Annotated in this window: 11 protein-coding genes; 8 read left to right on the plus strand and 3 right to left on the minus strand. The window is 57.6% G+C overall.

What is annotated here, in order from left to right:
• The first annotated feature begins 8 nt into the window (after nt 1-8).
• Nucleotides 9-1,433 carry a gamma-aminobutyraldehyde dehydrogenase gene (locus AC1DVE_RS08510; RefSeq protein WP_223458747.1) on the plus strand — a complete coding sequence of 475 codons (1,425 nt, stop codon included), beginning with the start codon at nt 9-11 and terminating at the stop codon, nt 1,431-1,433.
• A gap of 206 nt (nt 1,434-1,639) precedes the next feature.
• Nucleotides 1,640-3,124 carry an APC family permease gene (locus AC1DVE_RS08515; RefSeq protein ID WP_223458745.1) on the plus strand — a complete coding sequence of 495 codons (1,485 nt, stop codon included), beginning with the start codon at nt 1,640-1,642 and terminating at the stop codon, nt 3,122-3,124.
• 62 nt (nt 3,125-3,186) lie between these two features.
• Here AC1DVE_RS08515 and AC1DVE_RS08520 read toward each other — a convergent pair whose 3' ends face one another.
• Together AC1DVE_RS08520 and AC1DVE_RS08525 are read right to left on the minus strand one after the other, a co-directional pair.
• Entirely contained in the window at nt 3,187-3,744 is a 558-nt protein-coding gene (locus AC1DVE_RS08520; protein WP_223458743.1) for a hypothetical protein, read from the minus strand.
• 5 nt (nt 3,745-3,749) lie between these two features.
• Nucleotides 3,750-4,331 carry a ComF family protein gene (locus tag AC1DVE_RS08525; RefSeq protein ID WP_223458741.1) on the minus strand — a complete coding sequence of 194 codons (582 nt, stop codon included), beginning with the start codon at nt 4,329-4,331 and terminating at the stop codon, nt 3,750-3,752.
• Between the two features lie 440 nt (nt 4,332-4,771).
• Here AC1DVE_RS08525 and AC1DVE_RS08530 point away from each other — a divergent pair, with 440 nt between their 5' ends.
• A complete protein-coding gene (locus tag AC1DVE_RS08530) occupies nt 4,772-5,284 on the plus strand; it encodes a BRO-N domain-containing protein (protein ID WP_477783880.1) in 513 nt (170 codons plus the stop codon).
• Nucleotides 5,285-5,347: 63 nt separating this feature from the next.
• On the opposite strand, the gene AC1DVE_RS08535 is transcribed toward AC1DVE_RS08530, so the two are convergent.
• Nucleotides 5,348-5,533, minus strand: coding sequence for a hypothetical protein (locus AC1DVE_RS08535; RefSeq protein WP_150754247.1), 186 nt, complete (start codon nt 5,531-5,533; stop codon nt 5,348-5,350).
• 418 nt (nt 5,534-5,951) lie between these two features.
• Here AC1DVE_RS08535 and AC1DVE_RS08540 point away from each other — a divergent pair, with 418 nt between their 5' ends.
• The 5 genes from AC1DVE_RS08540 (at nt 5,952) to AC1DVE_RS08560 (ending at nt 11,114) form a co-directional block, all read left to right on the plus strand.
• Nucleotides 5,952-7,580: a glucan biosynthesis protein D gene (locus AC1DVE_RS08540; protein ID WP_477783881.1), complete on the plus strand. Its 1,629-nt coding sequence runs from the start codon at nt 5,952-5,954 to the stop codon at nt 7,578-7,580.
• Between the two features lie 277 nt (nt 7,581-7,857).
• Entirely contained in the window at nt 7,858-8,772 is a 915-nt protein-coding gene (locus AC1DVE_RS08545; RefSeq protein WP_103394668.1) for a glutamate/aspartate ABC transporter substrate-binding protein, read from the plus strand.
• A gap of 193 nt (nt 8,773-8,965) precedes the next feature.
• Nucleotides 8,966-9,712, plus strand: coding sequence for an amino acid ABC transporter permease (locus tag AC1DVE_RS08550; protein WP_223458733.1), 747 nt, complete (start codon nt 8,966-8,968; stop codon nt 9,710-9,712).
• Nucleotides 9,712-10,383, plus strand: coding sequence for an amino acid ABC transporter permease (locus AC1DVE_RS08555; protein ID WP_223458957.1), 672 nt, complete (start codon nt 9,712-9,714; stop codon nt 10,381-10,383). The genes AC1DVE_RS08550 and AC1DVE_RS08555 overlap by 1 nt, the downstream gene beginning before the upstream one ends.
• Nucleotides 10,380-11,114 carry an amino acid ABC transporter ATP-binding protein gene (locus AC1DVE_RS08560; protein ID WP_007985725.1) on the plus strand — a complete coding sequence of 245 codons (735 nt, stop codon included), beginning with the start codon at nt 10,380-10,382 and terminating at the stop codon, nt 11,112-11,114. The genes AC1DVE_RS08555 and AC1DVE_RS08560 overlap by 4 nt, the downstream gene beginning before the upstream one ends.
• Nucleotides 11,115-11,243: the final 129 nt, after the last annotated feature.

Raw genomic sequence — 11,243 nt, forward strand, 5'->3', positions numbered from 1 at the left:
CAAATGCCATGCAAACCAAACTCTTGATCAACGGCCAACTGCTCGCCGGCGAAGGCCCCGCCCAACCCGTATTCAACCCGGCCTTGGGCCGTGTGCTGGTGGAAATCAACGAAGCCAGCGCAGCCCAGGTCGATGCCGCCGTGCGCGCCGCCGACGCCGCGTTCGACAGCTGGTCGCATACCCCGCCGAAAGCGCGTTCGCTGCTGCTGCTCAAACTGGCCGATGCCATCGAAGCCCACGGCGAAGAGCTGGCCAAACTGGAATCGGACAACTGCGGCAAGCCCTACAGCGCCGCGCTGAACGACGAGATCCCGGCGATTGCCGACGTGTTCCGTTTCTTCGCCGGCGCCAGCCGTTGCATGAGCGGCTCGGCCGGTGGCGAATACCTGCCCGGCCACACCTCGATGATCCGCCGCGACCCGGTGGGCGTGATCGCCTCCATCGCGCCGTGGAACTACCCGCTGATGATGGTCGCCTGGAAAATCGCCCCGGCCCTGGCCGCCGGTAATACCGTGGTGCTCAAGCCGTCGGAACAAACCCCGCTGACCGCCCTGCGCCTGGCCGAACTGGCGTCGGAAATTTTCCCGGCCGGTGTGCTCAACCTGGTGTTCGGTCGTGGTCCTACCGTCGGTAGCCCGCTGGTGACCCACCCGAAAGTGCGCATGGTGTCGCTGACCGGTTCGATTGCCACCGGTTCGAACATCATTTCCAGCACCGCCGACAGCGTCAAACGCATGCACATGGAATTGGGCGGCAAGGCCCCGGTGATCATCTTCGACGACGCCGACATCGATGCCGCCGTCGAAGGCATCCGCACCTTCGGTTTCTACAACGCCGGGCAAGACTGCACCGCCGCCTGCCGCATCTATGCCCAGGAAGGCATCTACGACAAGTTCGTCGAGAAACTCGGCGCCGCCGTCAGCAGCATCAAGTACGGCCTGCAGGATGATCCATCGACCGAACTCGGCCCGCTGATCACCGCGCAACACCGCGACCGCGTGGCCGGTTTCGTCGAGCGCGCCATCGCCCAGCCGCACATTCGTTTGATCACCGGCGGCAAGGCGGTTGAGGGCAATGGCTTCTTCTTCGAACCGACCGTGTTGGCCGATGCACAACAGGACGACGAAATCGTCCGTCGCGAAGTGTTCGGGCCAGTGGTGTCGGTGACCAGATTCAGCGATGAAGCGCAGGTGCTGGGTTGGGCCAACGACTCGGTCTACGGCCTGGCCTCCTCCGTGTGGACCGCCGACGTCGGCCGCGCCCATCGCCTGGCAGCGCGCTTGCAGTACGGCTGCACCTGGGTCAACACGCACTTCATGCTGGTCAGCGAAATGCCCCACGGCGGTCAGAAACTGTCCGGCTATGGCAAGGACATGTCCATGTACGGGCTCGAGGACTACACCGTTGTGCGGCATGTGATGTTCAAGCACTAAAAACCTTTCAGGCAAACCCGGTCCCTGTGGGAGCGGGCTTGCCCGCGAATGGCTCACCGCGGTTTCAAGGCAGAAACCGGCAGTACGCACCACCAGGCTCCACCCCAAAGAAGACAAAACAATAACCACCGATCCGGGCGGCGCCCCCAAGGCCCCGTCACGGTTTCGGACATCCGAAATCTGCCGATTTTCCGGAGCAATCACACATGAGTGCATCACCAGATCTCTCTGTAGCCCTTGCCGACAGCGATGCCGAGCAACTACGCAAACTGGGCTACACCTCCAACTTCAACCGCAGCATGAGCCTGTGGGAAAACTTTGCCCTGGGCTTCACTTACCTGTCCCCGGTCGTCGGGGTGTATACCCTGTTCGGCCTGTGCCTGGCCGCGGGCGGGCCACCGATGTTCTGGGCCTACTTGCTGGTCGGTTGCGGCCAGTTGCTGGTGTGCCTGATATTCGGTGAAGTGGTTTCGCAGTTCCCGATTTCCGGCGGTGTGTACCCGTGGGCTCGCCGCTTGGTGGGCAAACGCTGGGCGTGGATGGTCGGCTGGATCTACTCCATCGCCCTGTGTGTGACCATCGCGGCGGTTGCCGTGGGTGCCGGTCCGTACCTCGCCGCCATGATGGGCTTTGAACCGAGCAACAACACCAACATCATCATCGCCCTGTTCCTGACGCTATTCGCTACCCTGGTCAACCTGAGCGGCACCAAAGTGCTGGCGCGGATCGCCATGTTCGGCTTCCTCTGCGAACTGGTGGGCGCGGTGATCGTCGGTGTTTACCTGCTGATTTTCGAGCGTCATCAACCCATCAGCGTGTTGTTCAACACCTTCGATATCAGCGTCGACGGCTCGTACCTGCCGGCGTTCCTCACTGCTTCGCTGGCGGGGATGTTCCTGTACTACGGCTTCGAGGCTTGCGGTGATGTCGCCGAAGAAACCCCGAACCCGAGCAAGAAAATCCCGGTGGCCATGCGCATGACCATCTACATCGGCGGCATCGCGGCGATGTTCGCCTGCCTGGCACTGATCCTCGCCGTGCCTGACATGCAGGCGGTGATCAACGGCACCGACAAGGATCCGGTCACCACCATCCTCAGCAACGCGTTTGGCCCGGTGGGTTCGAAAGTGGTGATGGGTGTGGTGATGATTTCTTTCATCTCCTGCGTGATCAGCCTGCAAGCCGCGGCCAGTCGTCTGCTGTATTCCTACGCCCGTGACGAAATGGTCATCGGCAGCCGACTGCTGAAGAAGATTTCCCCTACAACTCAGGTTCCAGTTGCCGCGCTGTTCGTGTCGGGTGTCCTGCCGGCGTTGATCATCATCCTCGGCTTCTTCCTGCAAGACGCGGTCGCCACCATCGTCAGCTTCGCGGCAATCGGCATCTACCTGGCGTTCCAGATGATCGTGCTCGCGGCCCTGTACGCCCGCCTGAAGGGCTGGAAACCGAGCGGCAAATTCACCCTCGGTGCCTGGGGCTGGGCGGTGAACATCGGCGCGCTGGTTTACGGCGTCGGCGCCATCATCAACATGGCCTGGCCACGTACGCCGGATGCCGCGTGGTACATCAACTACGCGATGGTGCTGAGCACTGCCATCGTGATTGGCCTGGGCTTGCTCTACATGTGGATCGCCAAGCCGTATGACCACGGTACGGCGCCTGCGGGGGATGCTTGGAAGGTTAGTCGGTAACGGGGATTTACCCGGCGCCAAAGATGGCGCCGGGTCGTCAACAATATTTGAAAAAAAGAATATTAAAGCGACAGTTCTGTCTGATCATGCTTCAGCAAAGATATGCGATAGAAAAGTTTAATTTTTTCATTTGCTTTTTGCTTGGCGTGATCAGACATGGACGCGATTAACTCTTCAAGTTGGCTCACACTACCAACCACTTTAAACACCTTTTCATCATCAACAAAAACAAGAGATTTTTTATTTCGCGACAACAACTCAATCACATTACTAAGTGTTCCAGTGCTCTTTGCATCCCATATCATCAATCCGTAGTCAGCCGCCTCGGCCATCACAACATCTTTTGCGGTAAAAAAGGCTCGCGATCCTTTGGAGTGCTTGCTTTCCACTGTTCTGGCCGGCCATTTCCCCAGGTTGTTTCGTGGGGCCATACCACTGCAATAAATGGTAGTTTTTGATCGAGACAAGCTCAGGAGATACTCTTGAATAGAGGTGTCAGCACCACCGGCGTCGCCAACCACGACCTCAAACTCAGACGCAACAATATTATCGATACGCTCTTTAACCTTCGGATCAAGGCATTTGATATTAATAGAGCCTGCAATAAATACAGTTGTCATTTAGATCACTTCCAAGTTAGTGCCACCACATAAATGCTCCGCACCTTTTGACACTTACGTAAAGCTGTACAGGCTGCCTCCATTGATGCACCACTATCAAACAAATCATCAACAACCAAAGCGTTCCAGCAGCCAGCGTTGATAATCACATCATTCACACTAAAACTATCTCCAATAGCAGCAACCTTTTCAGCTTTGGAGTGCAAATCCTTGAGCGATTGTCCGGTAATGGCCTTTCGGAGTAAATCCGAAAATACCGGTTTCCCTACAATACGCCCCAACTCAACTGCAACCTCGGTAACCGGTTGTCGTGGGCGAACATTCGAGGCTGGCATAGGAACGACGAATCCCACTTGATCCAGCTTCGGAAAAACATTCGTTGCCACGGCTTGAGCAAGTGGCCCCACTTGATTCCAATCCTTCTGGTATTTGAGCTGGTAGGTCGCCTCTCCTACCTCAGTACGATGATTATCGAAGCATGGATTTCCGCGCTCATCGTTTCCGAGAAAGGTACTACTTATCATGTGCTTGTCCAGCACCCACCCCTGATCCCAGGGACCGCTTATCTGTTTGAGGGATACTTTCAAGGCACTCTCCATTTTGCACCGTCTGATGAGCGCAAAAAATAATGGAAAAAACGCGCTTGAAGTCCCTTGCCCCTGTACCTCACGCAAAAACAGGAAATTCCTACAGATGCAGCCTTCCTGAAAAACCCTCGATTCCTACAACAAGCGTCCCCAGAGTAGACTTGGCGCCGCGAGTGCCTGACCGATAGGCTTTGCTCCGTCGCTGCCAAATCAGCGGCCCGGAGTCGAAGCCGGAACATATCAACATGGCGCATCCGCGCCCCCATATGAGCTGGGGCATTTTTTTGCCTTTCAGTTTCGCGTTATGGCGGGCCGTGTGGCGCGGGCCTCTCGGCTTCCATGTTGATCGAGAATGTTCCGACTTCGAACGCCCCACGGTCCGCCACCCAAATCTGTCGAAGGATTATTGGCGGCTCCTTTCTTCAACATGGAGTCGAAAAATGCACAAGCACACACCACATCCGACTGAAATTCCTTCCTGCTTCATTCCTAATGTCTTCACCCGCCACAACCGTTTCCTCCACGCCTTCATGCAAGACAACCAAGCCTGGTTCTGCGCCCAGGATCTAGGTCGCTTGATGGGCAAACCACTCAATGAACGCCTGACCCTGAAACTCGATCCCGACCAACGTCGCACCGTCTGGCTGCGCAAGGACGGCAAAACGGTCGAAACCCTGATGGTCAGCGAATCAGGCATGTACGCCTTGCTGGTTCACCACTTCGTCCCGGAAAACCGTAACCTGCGCCATTGGCTGAGCAATGAAGTCATTCCCTCGTTGCGCGACGCCAAATCAGAGCCAGTGGAAAACCGGCCAAGCCTGAGTTCCTTGAATTGGGCCGGAATCTCGGTGCCCTTGCTGCATTACCAACATCACGCCTGGATCAAGTGGCGAGACATGCCTGAGTTGATGCAGGTGCAGCGCCCCTTCCCAATCGCTGGCACTTGCCGTTGAAGGGATAAATCGAGCTGATAAAAAAGGGACAGACTTCACAGTCCGTCCCTTTGGTTTGCCTTATTAAAACCGCGAAACACTCCTCATCGCATCCACCAGATACCTCATCGCTATCCGGTCGTTCTCCGACAATTCCCGATAGCGCTCCACCAGTTTCAGTTCCTCAGAGTTGAGTCGGCGTCTTCGCCGCCCGCTGGCCAGACACGGAAAGATTCCCAACAATTCAGTGATGTTCTGTACTTTCGACATGGACGATGTCCTTCTCTAGACGTCAAAGAAACTGCAAAAAACCGCATCGCCCTATCCCTTTTTCAGCAGCCGCTGGGTGCCCGCTGAACCGCACCGGTCCGAAGGGCATAAACCGGTCATGTGCACAGAATAGAAATATTCCGGGCGCTGAAAAGCAGTTTTTAGAGTAATTAGTCGAAAAAAGCAGAAATGCCCTGTAAATCAGAAACCCCTGTCGGAATTGTTTCCCGACATGTCTTATTTCATTGCCGAGCCAGCGCAGTGCCATCAATCAATTTTGCTCTGCAATCGAACGGTTTAAGCTGTCGGGCATCTGTTTAAAAGTCCGTTGCGTTTGGCCGAAGGCATGTCCGAACCGATATTTCTGATCCAGCACGTGCCAGGAACGGCGCGGGATTGCTCAAGACAGGTTGTATTTATGCACCGCAGGAATTTGCTCAAAGCCTCCATGGCCATCGCGGCCTACACCGGCTTGTCCGCCACGGGGCTGTTGGCCGCCCAGGCTTGGGCCGCCAACGCTGGCACCGCTGATGGCGAGGCCACCGCGTTCGATTTCGAGGCGCTGAAGCTCCAGGCCAAACAGCTCGCCAGCAATCGCTATCAGGACACGAAGCAACAGTTGCCGCCGACCTTGGCGACCATGACGCCGCAGAACTTCAATGCGATCCGCTACGACGGCAATCATTCGTTGTGGAAAGAGCTCAAGGGTCAGCTGGACGTGCAGTTCTTCCACGTCGGCATGGGGTTCAAGCAGCCGGTGCGCATGTACAGCGTCGATCCGAAAACCCGGATGGCCCGCGAGGTGCATTTCCGCCCGTCGCTGTTCAACTATGAAAACACCACGGTCGACACCGCACAGCTCAAGGGCGACCTGGGCTTCTCCGGCTTCAAGTTGTTCAAGGCCCCGGAACTGGACAAACACGATGTGGTGTCCTTCCTGGGCGCGAGCTACTTCCGCGCGGTGGACGCCACCGGACAGTACGGTTTGTCGGCCCGCGGGCTGGCCATCGACACCTACGCCAAAAAGCGCGAAGAATTCCCCGACTTCACCAAATTCTGGTTCGAGACGCCGGACAAGGACAGCACCCGCTTCGTGGTCTACGCCTTGCTCGACTCGCCAAGCGCCACCGGTGCCTACCGCTTCGATATCGACTGCCAGGCCGAGCGCGTGGTGATGGAGATCGATGCCCACGTCAACGCGCGCACCGCCATCGACCAACTGGGCATTGCGCCGATGACCAGCATGTTCAGTTGCGGCACCCACGAACGCCGCATGTGCGACACCATTCACCCGCAAATCCACGACTCCGATCGCCTGGCCATGTGGCGCGGCAACGGCGAGTGGATCTGCCGCCCGCTGAACAACCCGGCGACCCTGCAATTCAATGCCTTCGCCGATACCGACCCGAAGGGCTTCGGCCTGGTGCAGACCGACCACGAGTTCTCCAGTTATCAGGACACCGTCGACTGGTACCGCCGCCGCCCAAGCCTGTGGGTCGAACCGACCACCGCATGGGGCGAAGGCTCGGTCGATCTGCTGGAGATTCCCACCACCGGCGAAACCATGGACAACATCGTCGCCTTCTGGACCCCGAAGAAACCGGTGGCAGCCGGCGATTCGCTGAACTACGGCTACAAGCTGTACTGGAGCGCATTGCCGCCAGTCGGAACGCCGTTGGCACGGGTCAATGCGACCCGTTCGGGCATGGGCGGCTTCACCGAAGGCTGGGCGCCAGGCGAGCATTACCCGCCAGTCTGGGCCCGTCGTTTTGCCGTGGACTTCACCGGCGGCGGCCTGGACCGCTTGCCTGAAGGCGCGGGCATCGAGCCGGTGGTCACTTGCTCGAACGGCGAGGTCAAGGATTTCAGCGTGCTCAAGCTTGATGACATCAAGGGCTACCGCATCCTGTTTGACTGGTACCCGACCAATGACAGCGTCGAGCCTGTCGAGCTGCGCCTGTTCATCCGCACCAACGACCGCACGCTGAGTGAAACCTGGTTGTACCAGTACTTCCCGCCAGCGCCGGACAAGCGCAAATACACCTGACACCCGAGTAGCACCCAACCACCATTCGGTTTTCCGAACGCGACCTGCGGGTCGGTTCGGTTAACCGGATCATCTCACTGAAATTTCAACGCAAAAAATATTTAATTTCCTTATAGATCAATTAGTTGATCAATTGCGACTGGTCTGGCACGAGTCATGCTCTACACTTCTTCGACGAATGTCCTTTGCGCCGACTCTCAATAGCGCTCAGGTGTTTTGCAGCACAAAAGGGCCGATGAACTGGCTCCATAAAAAAAACAATGTCGAGGAAAATTTGATGCGCATCGTTCCCCACATCCTGGGCGCAGCCATTGCTGCCGCTCTGATCAGCACTCCAGTTTTCGCCGCCGAACTCACCGGCACCCTGAAGAAGATCAAAGAGTCCGGCACCATCACCCTGGGCCATCGCGACGCTTCCATTCCGTTTTCCTACATTGCAGACGCTTCCGGCAAACCGGTCGGCTATTCCCACGACATCCAGTTGAAAGTCGTCGAAGCGCTGAAAAAAGACCTCGACATGCCGAACCTCCAGGTCAAGTACAACCTGGTGACTTCGCAAACCCGTATCCCGCTGGTGCAGAACGGCACCGTGGACCTCGAGTGCGGTTCCACCACCAACAACGTCGAGCGTCAGCAGCAAGTTGACTTCTCCGTTGGCATCTTCGAAATCGGTACTCGCCTGCTGTCCAAGGCAGACTCCAAGTACAAGGATTTCCCTGACCTGGCCGGCAAGAACGTCGTGACCACCGCCGGCACCACGTCCGAGCGCATCCTCAAGGCGATGAACGCCGACAAGCAGATGGGCATGAACGTCATCTCCGCCAAAGACCACGGCGAGTCGTTCCAGATGCTGGAAACCGGCCGTGCAGTGGCCTTCATGATGGACGACGCCCTGCTGGCCGGTGAGGCTGCCAAGGCCAAGAAGGCCAGTGACTGGGCCGTGACCGGCACTCCACAGTCCTACGAAATCTACGGCTGCATGGTGCGCAAAGGCGACGAGCCGTTCAAAAAGGCTGTGGATGACGCCATCAAGGCCACCTACGCATCGGGCGAGATCAACAAGATCTACGAAAAATGGTTCATGCAACCTATCCCGCCAAAAGGCCTGAACCTGAACTTCCCGATGAGCAACGAGCTCAAGGCCCTGATCGCCAATCCGACCGATAAAGCGGCTGACGACAAGAAATCCTGATTTCTGACTAACCTTATCTCCTGAGAGGGCCCTCGCCCTTTCAGGAGGTGGTCACTTCCTGCTGGCATTTCTGGAAACACTCGAACCGGTGGCTGTCGAGCCGAGCGCGTGTGCCTGACTCTCAAGGTCAGGCGGGAACGGAGCTTCCCCCAAGCGGGCACTTGTACATCGATTGAACTGAGGGGAGACCCTAATGAATTACAACTGGGACTGGGGCGTGTTCTTCAAGTCCACCGGCGTGGGCAGCGAGACCTATTTCGACTGGTACATGACTGGTCTGGGCTGGACCATCGGCATCGCCATCGCGGCCTGGATCATCGCCCTGACACTGGGCTCGATCCTGGGTGTCATGCGTACCGTGCCGAATCGCATCGTATCGGGCATCGCCACCTGCTACGTCGAACTCTTCCGTAACGTGCCGCTGCTGGTGCAGCTGTTCATCTGGTACTTCCTGGTACCCGACCTGCTGCCGGCGGACCTACAAGAGTGGTACAAACAGGATCTGAACCCGACCACCTCGGCCTTCCTCAGCGTCGTCGTGTGCCTGGGCCTGTTCACCACGGCTCGCGTTTGCGAACAGGTGCGCACCGGTATCCAGGCCCTGCCAAAAGGCCAGGAATCCGCAGCCCGTGCCATGGGTTTCAAACTGCCGCAGATCTACTGGAACGTGCTGCTGCCCCAGGCCTACCGGATCATCATTCCGCCGCTCACCTCGGAATTCTTGAACGTTTTCAAGAACACCTCCGTGGCCTCGCTGATCGGCTTGATGGAATTGCTCGCGCAGACCAAACAGACCGCCGAGTTTTCCGCCAACCTGTTCGAAGCCTTTACCCTGGCAACGCTGATCTACTTCACCCTGAACATGAGCCTGATGTTGCTGATGCGCCTGGTCGAGAAGAAAGTCGCCGTACCGGGCCTGATCTCCGTAGGGGGTAAATGATGGAATTCGACTTCTCGGGCATCATCCCGTCCCTGCCAGGCCTGTGGAACGGCATGATCATGACCCTCAAGCTGATGGCCATGGGCGTGATCGGCGGCATCATCCTCGGCACCGTCCTGGCGTTGATGCGTCTGTCCCACAATAAGCTGCTGTCGAATATCGCCGGCGCCTACGTCAACTACTTCCGTTCGATCCCGCTGCTGTTGGTGATCACTTGGTTCTACCTGGCGGTGCCGTTCGTATTACGCTGGATCACCGGCGAAGACACGCCGATCGGCGCGTTCGCCTCGTGCATCGTGGCCTTCATGATGTTCGAAGCGGCGTACTTCTGCGAAATCGTCCGTGCCGGTGTGCAGTCGATTCCCAAGGGCCAGATGGGCGCTGCCCAGGCACTGGGCATGACTTACGGGCAGATGATGCGCCTGATCATCCTGCCGCAAGCGTTCCGCAAGATGACTCCGCTGTTGCTGCAACAGAGCATCATCCTGTTTCAGGACACCTCGCTGGTCTACGCCGTCGGCCTGGTGGACTTTCTCAATGCTTCGCGCGCCAGTGGCGACATCATTGGCCGCTCCAATGAGTTCCTGATTTTCGCGGGTCTCGTGTACTTCACCGTCAGCTTTGCCGCCTCGCAGCTGGTCAAGCGTCTGCAAAAAAGGTTCGCCGTATGATCTCTATCAAAAGCATCAACAAGTGGTATGGGGACTTCCAGGTACTGACTGATTGCAGCACCGAGGTCAAAAAAGGCGAAGTGATCGTGGTGTGCGGGCCATCCGGTTCCGGCAAATCGACCCTGATCAAGTGCGTCAACGCCCTGGAACCGTTCCAGAAAGGCGACATCGTGGTCGACGGCACCTCCATCGCTGACCCGAAGACCAACCTGCCGAAACTGCGTTCCCGCGTGGGCATGGTGTTCCAGCATTTCGAGCTGTTTCCGCACCTGACCATCACCGAGAACCTGACCATCGCGCAGATCAAGGTGTTGGGCCGCAGCAAGGAAGAAGCCACCAAGAAAGGCCTGCAACTGCTCGAGCGCGTCGGTCTCTCGGCCCATGCCCACAAGCATCCTGGCCAACTGTCCGGTGGTCAGCAGCAGCGTGTGGCGATTGCCCGTGCGCTGGCGATGGACCCGATCGTCATGCTGTTCGACGAACCGACCTCGGCGCTGGACCCGGAAATGGTCAACGAAGTGCTCGACGTGATGGTGCAACTGGCCCACGAGGGCATGACCATGATGTGCGTGACCCACGAAATGGGCTTCGCGCGTAAAGTCGCGGACCGGGTGATCTTCATGGATGCCGGCAAGATCATCGAAGACTGCAAGAAAGAAGAGTTCTTCGGCGACATCAACGCCCGCGCCGATCGCACGCAGCACTTCCTCAACAAGATTCTGCAGCACTAAGAAAAACACCGCTCCCCAAATGTGGGAGCGGGCTTGCTCGCGAAGACGGCGGCACATCCAACATAGATGTGACTGACACACCGCTTTCGCGAGCAAGCCCGCTCCCACACTGGTTCAGTGGTGATCTTG

The sequence above is a fragment of the Pseudomonas sp. P4_B4 genome, assembly GCF_056402255.1.